Genomic DNA, 12,925 nt, shown 5'->3' with positions numbered 1-12,925 from the left:
ACAGGAAGGAACCCCCTTGTCCGCCCACTGCCAGCTGACCGGCGCCAAACCGGGCTTCGGCAAGAACATCTCCCACTCCCACCGGCGCACCTCCCGCCGCTTCGACCCCAACATCCAGCGCAAGCGCTACTGGCTGCCCAGCGAGGGGCGCCATGTCCGGCTCACCCTCAGCACGAAGGGGATCAAGACCGTCGACGCCATCGGGATCGAGGCCGCCGTGGCGCGCATCCGGGCGCGGGGAGGAAAGGTCTGATGGCGAAGAAGAGCCAGATCGCCAAGAACGACAGGCGGCGGGAGACCGCCGAGCGGTACGCGGCCCGGCGCGCGGAGCTGAAGGAGATCATCCGCCGCCCTTCCTCCACCGAGGACGAACGCGCCGCCGCGCTGGCGGAGCTGCGGCGCCAGCCGCGTGACGCCAGCGCGACCCGGGTGCGCAACCGCGATGCCGTGGACGGCCGTCCGCGCGGTCATCTGCGGAAGTTCGGGCTCTCCCGGGTGCGGATGCGGCAGCAGGCCCACGCCGGATTCCTGCCCGGGGTCACCAAGTCGTCGTGGTGAGAGATCTCTTCGGGGCGGAAGCGGACGGCCGCTTCCGCCCCGAAGAGGCCGGTGGGCGAGGAGACCCGCGGACGCGGTGCGAGACGGTGGGGGAGGGTCTCACCCCTCCAGCCGGCCGCGTATCCGGCGGGAGGGTGTGAAGGTGTAGAGGTCGAGGATGTCGGGCGGATCGGCGAGGCCGGGCCCGCCGCCCTCGACCCACGCGGTGATGTCGGCGGTGGCGTCGAGGTCGTTGACCAGGCCGAGCCAGACCGGCCGGCCGCCTGCCGCGCGTCCGGCGGGGGAGGGCTGGACGACGATGACGTTGGCCTGCTCGCAGGCGTCCAGGCAGTCGGTGGCGCGGACGGCCGCGACACCGTCCAGGGCCTGGCGCAGACCGCGCAGTTGGGCGGCGTGGTCGAGGCCGGGGATCTTGGCGCTGCCGCAGCAGCAGCCGCGGCAGACGGTGATCGTGCACCGTGCCGCACCCGGCGGCGGGGTGGAGCCGGCGGACCGGGAGCGCCTGCTCACCGGGCGCCTCCCGCGGGGGTGTTCCGCCACGCGGTCTCGCGCAGCAGGCGCAGGCCGTTGAGGCCGACGATGACGGTGGAGCCCTCGTGGCCGGCGACCCCGAGGGGCAGCGGCAGGGTTCCGATCAGGTCCCAGGCCACGAGGACGGCGATGAACACGCCGGCGATGGCGAGGTTCTGGACCACCAGCCGGCGGGCGGTCCGCGACAGCCTCACGACGGCGGGAACGGTGGCGAGTTCGTCGCGGACCACGACGGCGTCGGCGGTCTCCAGCGCGAGGTCGGAGCCGGCTTCGCCCATCGCGACGCCGCAGTGCGCGGCCGCCAGCGCGGGGGCGTCGTTGACGCCGTCGCCGACGACCAGCACCCTCCGGCCCTGCCGCTCCCACGCCTGGACGGTCGCGGCCTTGTCCTGGGGCAGGAGCCCGGCGCGGACGTCGGTGATGCCGACCTCGGCGGCCAGGCGCCCGGCGGCGCGCTCGTTGTCGCCGGTCAGCAGTACCGGCGGCCGCCCGGTCAGTTCGGTCAGGGCGGCGACGGTGGCGGCGGCGTCCGGCCGCAGCCGGTCGGTGATGCCCAGCACGCCGACCGGAACCCCGTCGCGGAGCACCACGACGGCGGTGCGCCCGGCGTCCTCCAACTCCCCCGCCGCGGCGCGGGCCTGGCCGGCGCCGTCGGACAGGAGCCGGCCGGGGGAGCCGACCTGGACGGTACGGCCGCCGACGGTGGCGCTCACGCCCCGGCCGGGGGCGGAGGCGAAGCCGGACGCGGCGGCCAGGGGGAGGCCGCGCTCGCGGGCGGCGTCGACGACGGCGCGGGCCAGCGGGTGCTCGCTGGGGTGCTCGGCCGCGGCCGCCAGAGCCAGCAGCCCGTCGCCGGTCAGCCCGCTGCCGGGCAGCGGGCGCAGGTCGGTGAGGTGCGGGGTGCCCTCGGTGAGGGTGCCGGTCTTGTCGAGGGCGACGGTGTCGATCTGCCCGAGGCGCTCCATGACGACGGCGGACTTGGCCAGCACGCCGTGGCGGCCGGCGTTGGCGATGGCCGACAGCAGCGGCGGCATCGTGGAGAGCACCACCGCGCACGGCGAGGCCACGATCATGAACGTCATCGCACGCAGCAGCGCGGACCGCAGATCGTCGCCGAAGGCCAGCGGGACGGCGAACACCGCCAGGGTCGCGATCACCATGCCGACGGAGTACCGCTGCTCGACCTTCTCGATGAACAACTGGGTGGGGGCCTTGGTCTCGGAGGCCTCCTCGACCATCCGCACGATCCGGGCGATCACCGTCTCCGACGGGTCCCGTGCCACCCGTACCGTGAGGGCGCCCGTGCCGTTCACCGTGCCGGCGAACACCTCGTCCCCGGGCTGCTTGGCGGCCGGCAGCGGTTCGCCGGTGATGGTGGCCTGGTCCACCTCGCTCTCGCCGGTGACGACCGTGCCGTCGGCGCCGACCCGCTCGCCGGGGCGGACCAGGACGGTGTCCCCGACCGCCAGTTCCGCGGCCGGAACGGTCTCCTCGCCCCCGCCGGGCAGCAGCCGGGTCGCGGTGGCAGGGGCGAGGTCGAGCAGGCCCCGCACCGAGTCCGCGGTGCGGGCGGTCGCGACCGCCTCCAGGGCACCGGAGGTGGCGAAGATGACGATCAGCAGCGCCCCGTCGAGGACCTGGCCGACGGCGGCGGCGCCGAGGGCGGCGACCACCATCAGCAGATCCACGTCCAGGGTCCTGTCCTTCAGTGCCTTGCACCCCTCCCAGCCCGGCTCCCAGCCGCCGGTGACGTAGACGGCGGCGAACAGCGGGCCCCACAGCCAGGCGGGGGCTCCCAGCAGGTACAGGGGGAGTGCGGCCAGGAAGAGCACCAGGGCGGCGAGCGCCCAGCGGGCTTCGGGCAGGGACAGGAGCCGGGTGCGCCCGCGCGGTGCGGCGGCGGTGGTCCGTCCCCCCGGCGGGGCCGGGGTGGTGGTCAGTGTGGAGGTCATGGGCAACGGCCTTCGCAAGACGTGGAGTCCGGGCCCCACACCATACAGGAACGATTGAACAGCCTTTCATGTATTTGCTTCCGTAGGATGAAGGCATGGGCCACGGAGCGAAACCCCCCGAGAGCGGCAGCGCGGTTCCGCGCACCCGGCTGACCGCGCAGAACGCGCCCAAGGTCGCCGAGACCCTCCAGGCCCTGGCCACCCCCTCCCGGCTGCTGATCCTGGCCCGGCTGCGCGAAGGTCCCTGCGCGGCCACCGAACTGGCCGCCGCCGTCGGCATGGAGCAGTCCGCCTGCTCCCACCAGCTGCGGGTCCTGCGCACCCTCGGCCTGATCACCGGCACCCGCCGGGGGCGCAGTGTGGTCTACGCCCTGCACGACGACCATGTCGCCGAACTCCTCGACCAGGCCCTCTACCACGTCGAGCACCTGCGCCTGGGGCTGACCGACGCCCGGGCCGGGGCGGCCGCGCCCGCCGCCGCTCCCTCCCCCTGAGCGGCCGCGCCTTTTCCGCGCGACCGGTGCGGCCCGCGCGACCGCCGCGCCTCCGGCTCCCGCCCCCGGCTCCCGCCTCCGGCCGTGCCCGCGCGCCGCGGCCGGAGGCGTGAGCGGAGTCCCTGCCGTCGTCCGCTTCCCGCCCCCGGTGCCGGGAAGCGGTTCTTCACATACCCCCCTGGGGTGAGCTAGCGTGCCCGCATACCCCTGAGGGGTATGCGGGTGCGGCTGTGTTCCGCCGGTGCCCGGACGCCCGCGCGGGGTGCCCGGGCCGCGGAAGGCGCGGACACCCCGCGCGGGCCGTCCCGTGCGGCGCCGCGGAACGCGATCCGCCGTTGCGCCGGAAAGCGCCTCCCCCTCCCGGAACCGCCTCCGGCCGGATCGGACCGTGACGGCCCGCCCCGCCCCGCGCGTTCACCACGGCTCTCCCATCCTGCGACGGAAGGAACGACCGACATGAGGGAACGGATGGAACAGCGGAGCGGCGGGCCGCGTCTGCGGACGCGGGCGGTGCACGCCGCGGCCGCCGCGGCGCAGGGGGACGGAAGGCCGCTGAGCGTGCCGATCGTCCGCTCCTCGGCGTTCGCGTTCGACTCCGTGGACAAGCTCGCCGCCGCCATGGCGGAACCGGGCGGCGACTTCGTCTACAGCAGGCGCGGCAACCCCACCGTCCAGGTGCTGGAGCGCGTGCTCACCGACCTCGAGGGCGGCGCGGCCGCGATCGCCACCGCTTCGGGGATGGGTGCGATCAGCGGCACGCTGCTCGCACTGCTGCGCCCCGGCGACCACGTGCTGGCGCAGAGCTGCCTGTACGGGGGCACGCACGCGGTGCTCTCCGACCTCGCCCAGAGGTTCGGCGTCGTCGTGGAGCGGATCCGGACCGAGGACGCGGCGGACTTCGAGGCGCGCGTCCGTCCCGCCACCCGGCTCCTGTTCCTGGAGACCATCGCCAATCCGACCGGCCAGATACCCGACCTGCCCGGTCTCCTGGCCGCGGCCGGGGCCCGCGGAGTCGTCACGGTGGTCGACAACTCCCTCGCCTCCCCCGTGCTGTGCAGGCCCATCGAGCACGGCGCGGACATCGTGGTCCACTCCACGACCAAGTACCTCGGCGGTCATTCCGACGTGGTCGGCGGCGCCGCCGTCTTCGCCGACCCCGCGCTCCACGGGACCGTGTGGACCAGGGCGGTCGAACTGGGCTCCACCGCCGACCCGTTCGCGGCCTGGCTGACGCTGAGGGGCATACAGACCCTGCCGCTGCGGATGAGCCGGCACTGCGCCAACGCCTCGGTGCTGGCGGAGCGGCTGGAGGCGCATCCCGCCGTGGCGCGGGTCCAGTGGCCCGGTCTGCCCGGGCACCCGTCCCACGAGCGGGCTCGCGCGCTGCTGTCCGACTTCGGAGGGATGCTCTCCTTCGAGTTGCGGGGAGGACGGGAGGCCGGCCGCCGCTTCGTCGAGGGGCTGCGGATCGCGCGACTGGCCCTGTCGCTGGGGGGTGTGGAGACGCTGGTGACCCATCCGGCCGGCACCTCGCACCGGGAACTGGACGACCGGGCGCTCCGGGAGGCGGGAATCGCGCCGGGCGCGGTGCGGATGTCCGTGGGCATCGAGGACGCGGACGACCTCTGGGACGACATCGAGCAGGCGCTGAAGGCCTCCTGACGCCCATTCTTTTGGGTTGACAAAATAAACGACTCGTTCGTAGCTTGGTTCTGCCCAAGGAGTGATGGACCGAGGACGAGGGGACGGCATGCGCTACTTCGAGGACTTCCGTGCCGGCGACGTGCACGAGTTGGGCCAGGTCACCGTGTCCGAGGAGGAGGTGGTGGAGTTCGGCGCCCGCTTCGATCCGCAGCCGTTCCACACCGACCCGCAGCGTGCCGCGCAGTCGCCGTTCGGAGGGCTGGTCGCCAGCGGCTTCCACACCGCGGCGCTGTTCATGAGGCGCTACGTGGACGGGCTGCTGGCCTACAGCGAGTGCGTGGGATCGCCGGGGATCGACGAGATGCGCTTCCACCGGCCCGTGCGGCCCGGCGACCGGCTCACCGCACAGGTCGAGATCCTCGGCTCCCGCCCCTCACTGGGCAACCCCGCCACCGGCATCGTCCAGCCCAGGTGCCGGCTGGTGGCCGAAGACGGGACGGTCGTGTTCAGCATGATCCTGCACAGCATCTTCAAGCGCCGCTCCGCCGCCCACCCCGTGTCGATGCCCGAGGCGATGGACCCGGCGGCCTGCCTGCGCGGCTGACGCCGGACACGACCGTCCACACCACCAGACGAAGGGAGACCTCCCGTGGAGGCCGTATCCCGCACAGCCCAGTGGACCGCCGCAGCCCGCGCCCTGGAGTCCGAACGCGAGGACCGGTTGTTCGACGACCCCTACGCCCGCACCGTGGCCGCGGACACCGGATTCGAACTGCTCGAGCGGTACGCGGGCGCCGGCACCGTGCCGTTCCTGGCCATCCGCACCGCGTACATGGACCAGGCGATCGTCCGCACCGTCGCCGAACGCGGCATACGCCAGGTGGTGTTCCTCGCCGCCGGCATGGACACCCGCTTCCACCGCCTGCCCTGGCCGGACGGCGTCACCGTCTACGAACTCGACCGCCCCGCACTGCTGGAGGCCAAGGCGCGGATGCTCGCCGGCGAACCGGCCCCCGCCGGCCGCACCCGCCGCGCCGTCGCGGTCGACCTCACCGGCCAGTGGACCGGGGCGCTGAAGGAGGCCGGATGGCGCTCGGAGGAACCGGTCCTGTGGGTCGTCGAGGGCCTGCTGTTCTTCCTCACCGAGGAGTCCGTGAGGACCCTGCTGGCCACCCTGTCCGACACCAGCGCCGCCGGCTCCGTCCTGATCGGCGACCTGATCAGCCGGGCCGCGCTGGACAACCCCCTGTCCCGCCCCTTCCTGTCCGCCCTCGCCGAGGACGGCAACCCCTGGCTGTTCGGCACCGACGAGCCCGAGCGGCTGCTGGAGGACAGCGGATGGTCGCCGCGCGAGGTGAAGCAGCCGGGTGAGGAGGGCGCCGACTTCGGGCGCTGGCCCTACTCCGTGCCGCCGCGCCAGGTCCCCGGCGTCCCCCGCTCCTTCCTGTTCACCTGCGACCTGCGAACCACCGAGGAGGCCACCTCATGAACGCCACGCCCACCGGCGCCACGCCCACCGGCGCCGCGTCCGCCGGCGCCACGACCGACGAGTTCCACCGCAGGGTGATCGTGGACGCGGCCGCCGCCGTCCGCGGACTGACCGTGGCCCTGGGTGAACGCCTGGGCCTGTACCGGGCGCTCGCCGAACACGGCCCGCTCACCCCCGAGGAGCTCGCCAAGCACACCGGCATCACCCCCCGCTACGCGGAGGAGTGGCTCCACGCGCAGCTCAGCGCCGACTACGTCGAGAGGCACCCGAGCTCCAACCAGTACACCCTGCCCGCGGCGCACGCCCCCGTCCTCGCCGACAGCTCCGCGGTCACCTTCACGGCCGGCTTCTTCACCGCCCTCAAGGCCCTGTACGCCACCGAGGACCAGCTCATCGACGCGTACCGCACCGGCGAGGGCGTGGGCTGGGCCGAACACGACCCCGCCCTGGACACCGGCATGGGCAGCCTCTTCCAGCCCTCCTACCAGCACCGCCTCGTCCCCGAGTGGCTGCCGGCCCTGGACGGGGTGACGGAGAAGCTGGCGAACGGCGGCCGCGTCGCGGACGTGGGCTGCGGCGTCGGCCACACGACGCGACTGATCGCCGAGGCCTTCCCCAACGCGACCGTGTACGGCTTCGACTACTCCGAAGAGGCGATCTCCATCGCCCGCCAGCTCGCCGACGACGCCGGACTGGGCGACCGGGTGGTCTTCGAGACGGCCTCCGCCGACGACTACCCCGGCCGCGACTACGACCTGGTGACGTTCTTCAACTGCCTGCACGACATGGGCGACCCCGAGGCGGCCGCCGCCCATGTGCACAGCACCCTCGCCGCGGACGGCACCTGGATGCTCGTGGAGACCAACGCCTCCGCCGACGACGTCACCGGCGACACCCCGGCCGCCCGCATGTTCATGAGCCTGTCCGCCGTGATGTGCCTGCCGGTCGCCGTCGCCCAGCGCGGCCCGTACGCCCTGGGCAACCACGCCGGGGAGAAGGCGTTCCGCAGGATCGCGGAGGCCGGCGGGTTCACCCGGTGGCGCCGTGCCACCGAGACCCCGGTCAACGCCGTCTACGAGGCCAGGCCCTGAGCCGCCGGGCCCGCCCCGCCTGCGACCGACGACCCACCGGAAGACGACTGGAGGGAACATGCCCACCGCGGCCCTGCCGATCACCGACCGCTTCCAGGAAGTCCTGGACAGACTGAGCACGAAGTCCATCGAGGACTACTACAACCCCTACCAGGAGTTCACCTGGCCCGACCGGCTGGACGAGAACCGGATGTGGATGAGCCCCGAACTGCTCACCCCGTACGGCACCCCGCTGTTCGACGAACTCGGCGAGGAGACCCTGCGCCGGCTCTCGAAGTGGGAGAGCGTCAACTTCTACAGCCTCAACGTGCACGGCATCCGCGAACTGCTGATCGAGGTCGTGCGCCGCATCCACATGCCCGGGTTCGAGGTCCCCTCGGACTTCTTCCACCACTTCATCGGCGAGGAGAACGAGCACATGTGGTTCTTCGCCGAGTTCTGCCGCCGCTACGGAAACAAGATCTACCCCTCCACCGCGATGCGCGCCGACTCCGACTGGGAGCCGGAGGTGGAGAACTTCCTGGTCTTCGCGCGGATCCTGTTCTTCGAGGAGCTCGTCGACCACTACAACACCCGCATGGCGCAGGACGAGACGCTCTGCGACACGATCCGGCAGGTCAACCGCATCCACCACCAGGACGAGTCGCGGCACATCGCCTTCGGCCGCGAGCTCGTCTCCCTGCTGCACACCCGGATGCGCGAGACCGTCGGCCCGGAGCGGCTCGCCGAGGTCGAGGCCTACCTCAAGCGCTACGTCGTGTTCAGCCTCAACTCCCTTTACAACCCGCACGTCTACCGCGACGCAGGCATCCCCGACCCGCTGGCCCTGCGCAACGCGCTCCTCGAGGACGACCGGCGGCGCGAGATCGAGCGCAGGTCGATCCGCAAGCCGCTCGCCTTCTTCCTCAAGACCGGGATCTTCAGCGACGACGTCCTCCCGGCCGTCTGAGCCCCCGGCCCCTTCCGAGTCCGTTCGCGTTCCGACCTCTCTGAGAGGCCCGCATGTCCATCCCCGCAGAGACCCGGACACCACCGGGTCCGATCGACGACCGTGCCGGCCTTCCGGCCCTCGGTCCGGAAGGCACCGCCCTGCTGCGGCTGCTCGACGAGACCTTCGAGAGCTGGGGCGTCAGTGCCGGAGCACGCGTGATGACCCTGCCGCCCCTGCTGCCCACCGCGGACCTGGCCCGGCTGGACTACTACGACAACTTCCCCCACCAGGCGGTCGTCGTCGCCCCGCTGGACCTTGAGCGCCGGGAGTCCGCACCCTTCTGCTGCGAGACCGGCTGCTTTCCCTGCGATGCCCTCCAGCCGGCCGCGCTGGGACTGCCCTCGGCCTCCTGCTACGGCGTCTACCTCCACCACCAGGGGCAGACGGTGCCCTCCGACACCCTGGTGACGGTGGTCGGCTGGTGCTTCCGCAAGGAGGAGCGGTACGAGCATCTGCGCCGCCAACTCGGCTTCCGGATGCGGGAGATCGTGGCCCTGGGCAGCAAGGAGCACGCCCAGCGGCATCTGGAGACGTTCGGCGAGAAGATCACCGCGTTCGCCGAGGCACTCGACCTGCCCCTGCGCAAGGAAGCGGCCTGCGACCCCTTCTACGACAGGGGCGGCTCCAAGGCGCTCATGCAGCGACTGGCGCCCGTCAAGTACGAGTTCCTCTTCGGGGACCTCGCCATCTCCTCGGTCAACACCCACCGCAACTTCTTCGGAGACCGCTGCTCCATCACACTCGCCGACACCGGCGGGCCCGTCTTCACCAGTTGTGTGGCCTTCGGCCTGGAGCGGTGGCTGTCGGCCCTCACCCAGCGCCACGGCGGCTGGGAGGCCGCCGCCGAAGCGGTCGCGCGGGCCAGGTCGGTGCTCTGACGTGCCGGCCCACCCCGCCCCCAGTGGCCCGGGCTGGGCGAACCTCGGCATGGACATCGTGTCCGTCAAGCGTGTCCGACGCCTCCTCGACGACTACGGCGAGGGGTTCTTCGAGCGAATGCTCACCCCCGGCGAAATAGCGGACTGCCGCACCTCCACCGGGCTGGACGTGCTCAGCCTCTGCGGACGCATCGCGGCCAAGGAAGCGGCCTTCAAGACCCTGCGGGTGCGCGACCGCTTCCTGCCCTGGCTGGACATCGTGGTGCGGCGCTCCGACGGCGGCTGGCCCCTGGTGCACCTGCGCGGCGGAGCCCGCCACATGGCCGCCGCCTCCGGGATCACGGAGATCACGGTGAGCATCAGCCACGACGTCGACTACGCGGTCGCTGTGGCCGCGCCCATCATCACAGAATCCAAAGGAGAGACCCCATGACCGACGGACTCGACCAGGTGAAGGCGTGGATCGTCAAGCGCCACCCCGACCGTGACGACATCGCCCCCGACCTGGACCTCATCGAGAACCGGCTCATCGACTCCCTGTCCTTCGTCGAGTTCGTCTTCCTGCTGGAGCAGGTGAGCGGGCGGTCCATCGACATGGACACCCTGGAGGTCGACTCGATCCGCACCCTCGAGGCCATCGACCGGACCTTCTTCAAGGCGCGGGTGAGCTGAGATGGCCTCCCGACTGTTCACCTCGGAGTCCGTGACCGAGGGCCACCCCGACAAGATCGCCGACCGGATCAGCGACACCGTCCTCGACGCCATCCTCGCCCAGGACCCCGGGGCGAGGGTGGCGGTGGAGACGCTGATCACCACCGGCCAGGTGCATGTGGCCGGCGAGGTCACCACCACCGCCTACGCCGACATCCCCACCCTGGTGCGCAACGCCGTCCTGGAGATCGGCTACGACTCCTCCAAGAAGGGCTTCGACGGCGCCTCGTGCGGGGTGTCGGTGTCCATCGGGGCGCAGTCCCCCGACATCGCCCAGGGCGTGGACACCGCCTACGAGACCCGCGTGGAAGGCGCCTCGGAGGCCGGCGGGACGGACGAGCTGGACCGGCAGGGCGCCGGCGACCAGGGCCTGATGTTCGGCTACGCCTGCGACGAGACGCCCGAGCTGATGCCGCTGCCCATCACTCTCGCCCACCGGCTGTCCTCGCGGCTCGCCCAGGTGCGCAAGGACGGGGCGATGCCCTACCTGCGCCCGGACGGCAAGACGCAGGTCACCATCGAGTACGACGGCGACAAGGCCGTGCGCCTGGACACCGTGGTGGTCTCCTCCCAGCACGCCTCCGACATCGACGTCGGCGCGCTGCTGGCCCCGGACATCCGCGAGTTCGTCGTGGAGCCGGTGCTGGCCTCCCTGGTGGGGGACGGCGTCAAGCTGGACACCGACGGGTACCGGCTGCTGGTCAACCCCACCGGCCGGTTCGAGATCGGCGGCCCGATGGGCGACGCGGGCCTGACCGGACGCAAGATCATCATCGACACCTACGGCGGCATGGCCCGCCACGGCGGCGGCGCGTTCTCCGGCAAGGACCCCTCCAAGGTGGACCGCTCGGCCGCCTACGCGATGCGCTGGGTGGCCAAGAACGTGGTGGCCGCCGGGCTGGCCGCCCGCTGCGAGGTTCAGGTGGCCTACGCCATCGGCAAGGCCGAGCCGGTGGGCCTGTTCGTGGAGACCTTCGGCACCCACACGGTGGAGCCCGAGCGGATCGAGCAGGCCATCGGCGAGGTCTTCGACCTGCGCCCGGCCGCGATCATCCGCGACCTGGACCTGCTGCGGCCGATCTACGCCCGGACGGCCGCCTACGGCCACTTCGGCCGCGAGCTGGACGACTTCACCTGGGAGCGCACCGACCGGGTCCGGCCGCTGCGCGCCGCGGCCGGCTGCCGGAACTGACGGAACCGACGGAAAAGGGGGACAGCGCCGTGCGAACAGCTGTAACCGGTTCGATCGCCACCGACCACCTGCTCACCTTCCCCGGGGTCTTCACCGACCAACTCCTGGCCGAACGGCTGGACCGGGTATCGCTGTCCTTCCTGGCCGACCGGCTCGAAGTCCGCCGCGGGGGAGTGGCCGCGAACATCTGCTACGGACTGGGGCTGCTGGGCCTGCGCCCCGTGCTCGTCGGCGCGGCAGGCGGCGACTTCGAGCCGTACCGCCTCCACCTCAAGGAACACGGGATCGACACCGACTCGGTGCACATCAGCGAGAGCCTGCACACGGCCCGGTTCGTCTGCACGACCGACCGGGTGCAGAACCAGATCGCCACCTTCTACGCGGGTGCCATGGCGGAGGCCCGCACCATCGACCTGCGCCGGGTGATCGCCCGGGTGGGCCGCCTCGACCTCGTCGTGATCTCACCCGACGACCCCGAGGCGATGATCCGGCACACCGACACCTGCCGGGCCCTGAACATCCCCTTCGCGGCCGACCCCTCCCAGCAGTTGGCCAGACTCGAGCGGGACGAGGTCCGGCGACTCCTCGAAGGCGCACGCTGGCTGTTCGGCAACGAGTACGAGGCGGCGCTGCTCCAGGAGCGCTCCGGCTGGAGCACACCCCAGATCCTCGACCGCGTCGGGTGCTGGATCACGACACTGGGCGACGCGGGCGTCCGCCTCCGGAGGAAGGGCCGGCCCGACATCGAGATCCCGGCGGTGCCGGTCGAGGGCGTCGTCGATCCGACAGGTGTCGGTGACGCCTTCCGGGCGGGATTCGTCGCGGGCATGTCCTGGAATCTCCCGGGCCGGGTCGCGGCGCAGTTCGGCTGCACCGTCGCCGCGACCGCCCTCGACTACATCGGTACGCAGGAGTACCGGCTTTACCGCGAGTCCATCCTCTCCAGGATGCGCACCTCCTACGGAACAACGGCAGCGGCCCAGGTCGTCCCGCACCTGAGGGAACTGCCGTGACCGCGGCCGGACCGAGGTCCCAGCTGCTGCGTGAGGCGTTGGCGTCGCGGGTGGTGGTGGCGGACGGGGCGATGGGCACGATGCTGCAGGCGGCGGATCCGTCGCTGGAGGACTTCCAGCAGCTGGAGGGCTGCAACGAGGTTCTCAATGTCACCCGCCCGGACATCGTGGCCTCGGTGCACGAGGCGTATTTCGCGGTGGGGGTGGACTGTGTGGAGACCAACACCTTCGGTGCGAACTTCGCGGCGCTGGCGGAGTACGACATCGCCGGCCGGGTGGGGGAGCTGTCCGAGGCCGGGGCGCGGATCGCGCGGGAGGTGGCGGACTCCTTCACCGGGAGGGACGGGCGCCAGAGGTGGGTGCTGGGGTCGATGGGGCCGG

General features: G+C 72.2%; 16 protein-coding genes. 14 read left to right on the top strand and 2 right to left on the bottom strand.

What is annotated here, in order from left to right; genetic code table 11:
* Positions 1-16: 16 nt before the first annotated feature.
* Entirely contained in the window at positions 17-253 is a 237-nt protein-coding gene (gene rpmB, locus BMY40_RS04910) for a 50S ribosomal protein L28 (protein ID WP_093655886.1), read from the top strand.
* Positions 253-558, top strand: a complete 306-nt coding sequence (gene rpsN / locus BMY40_RS04905; protein ID WP_093655884.1) for a 30S ribosomal protein S14 — start codon at positions 253-255, stop codon at positions 556-558. Before rpmB ends, rpsN begins: the two co-directional genes overlap by 1 nt.
* A gap of 99 nt (positions 559-657) precedes the next feature.
* On the opposite strand, the gene BMY40_RS04900 is transcribed toward rpsN, so the two are convergent.
* Positions 658-1,068: a (2Fe-2S) ferredoxin domain-containing protein gene (locus BMY40_RS04900; RefSeq protein WP_093655882.1), complete on the bottom strand. Its 411-nt coding sequence runs from the start codon at positions 1,066-1,068 to the stop codon at positions 658-660.
* Entirely contained in the window at positions 1,065-3,041 is a 1,977-nt protein-coding gene (locus BMY40_RS04895; protein WP_093655880.1) for a heavy metal translocating P-type ATPase, read from the bottom strand. Before BMY40_RS04895 ends, BMY40_RS04900 begins: the two co-directional genes overlap by 4 nt.
* Before the next feature lie 95 nt (positions 3,042-3,136).
* Between BMY40_RS04895 and BMY40_RS04890 the strand changes: the two genes are divergently transcribed.
* From BMY40_RS04890 to BMY40_RS04835, 12 genes are all read left to right on the top strand, one after another.
* The gene (locus BMY40_RS04890) at positions 3,137-3,535 is read left to right on the top strand and encodes an ArsR/SmtB family transcription factor (RefSeq protein ID WP_093655878.1); all 399 of its coding nucleotides are present in this window, start codon (positions 3,137-3,139) and stop codon (positions 3,533-3,535) included.
* Positions 3,536-3,991: 456 nt separating this feature from the next.
* Positions 3,992-5,197 (top strand): trans-sulfuration enzyme family protein, encoded by a 1,206-nt coding sequence (locus BMY40_RS04885; RefSeq protein WP_245769866.1) that lies wholly within the window; start codon positions 3,992-3,994, stop codon positions 5,195-5,197.
* A 64-nt stretch (positions 5,198-5,261) separates the two neighbouring features.
* A complete protein-coding gene (locus tag BMY40_RS04880; protein WP_245769865.1) occupies positions 5,262-5,783 on the top strand; it encodes a MaoC/PaaZ C-terminal domain-containing protein in 522 nt (173 codons plus the stop codon).
* 45 nt (positions 5,784-5,828) lie between these two features.
* Positions 5,829-6,668, top strand: a complete 840-nt coding sequence (locus BMY40_RS04875) for a class I SAM-dependent methyltransferase (RefSeq protein WP_093655874.1) — start codon at positions 5,829-5,831, stop codon at positions 6,666-6,668.
* Positions 6,665-7,759, top strand: coding sequence for a class I SAM-dependent methyltransferase (locus BMY40_RS04870; RefSeq protein WP_093655872.1), 1,095 nt, complete (start codon positions 6,665-6,667; stop codon positions 7,757-7,759). The genes BMY40_RS04875 and BMY40_RS04870 overlap by 4 nt, the downstream gene beginning before the upstream one ends.
* A gap of 58 nt (positions 7,760-7,817) precedes the next feature.
* Positions 7,818-8,708: a diiron oxygenase gene (locus tag BMY40_RS04865; protein ID WP_093655870.1), complete on the top strand. Its 891-nt coding sequence runs from the start codon at positions 7,818-7,820 to the stop codon at positions 8,706-8,708.
* 53 nt (positions 8,709-8,761) lie between these two features.
* Positions 8,762-9,628: a class-II aminoacyl-tRNA synthetase family protein gene (locus BMY40_RS04860; protein ID WP_177213880.1), complete on the top strand. Its 867-nt coding sequence runs from the start codon at positions 8,762-8,764 to the stop codon at positions 9,626-9,628.
* A 49-nt stretch (positions 9,629-9,677) separates the two neighbouring features.
* Complete coding sequence (locus tag BMY40_RS04855; protein ID WP_143071735.1) at positions 9,678-10,061, top strand: holo-ACP synthase; 384 nt, start codon at positions 9,678-9,680, stop codon at positions 10,059-10,061.
* Positions 10,058-10,300, top strand: a complete 243-nt coding sequence (locus BMY40_RS04850) for an acyl carrier protein (RefSeq protein ID WP_093655866.1) — start codon at positions 10,058-10,060, stop codon at positions 10,298-10,300. The genes BMY40_RS04855 and BMY40_RS04850 overlap by 4 nt, the downstream gene beginning before the upstream one ends.
* A 1-nt stretch (position 10,301) precedes the next feature.
* A complete protein-coding gene (metK, locus tag BMY40_RS04845; RefSeq protein WP_093655863.1) occupies positions 10,302-11,531 on the top strand; it encodes a methionine adenosyltransferase in 1,230 nt (409 codons plus the stop codon).
* Positions 11,532-11,560: 29 nt separating this feature from the next.
* Positions 11,561-12,544: a carbohydrate kinase family protein gene (locus tag BMY40_RS04840; protein WP_093655861.1), complete on the top strand. Its 984-nt coding sequence runs from the start codon at positions 11,561-11,563 to the stop codon at positions 12,542-12,544.
* A 71-nt stretch (positions 12,545-12,615) separates the two neighbouring features.
* A partial coding sequence (locus tag BMY40_RS04835; RefSeq protein ID WP_245769915.1) for a homocysteine S-methyltransferase family protein occupies positions 12,616-12,925 on the top strand: 310 nt, incomplete at its 3' end.

Origin of the sequence: Streptomyces radiopugnans (assembly GCF_900110735.1) — a bacterium.
GTDB classification, from domain to species: Bacteria; Actinomycetota; Actinomycetes; order Streptomycetales; family Streptomycetaceae; genus Streptomyces; species Streptomyces radiopugnans.
Note: the sequence above shows the minus strand (reverse complement) of the source record. Positions and strands in the feature narration are given on the sequence as shown.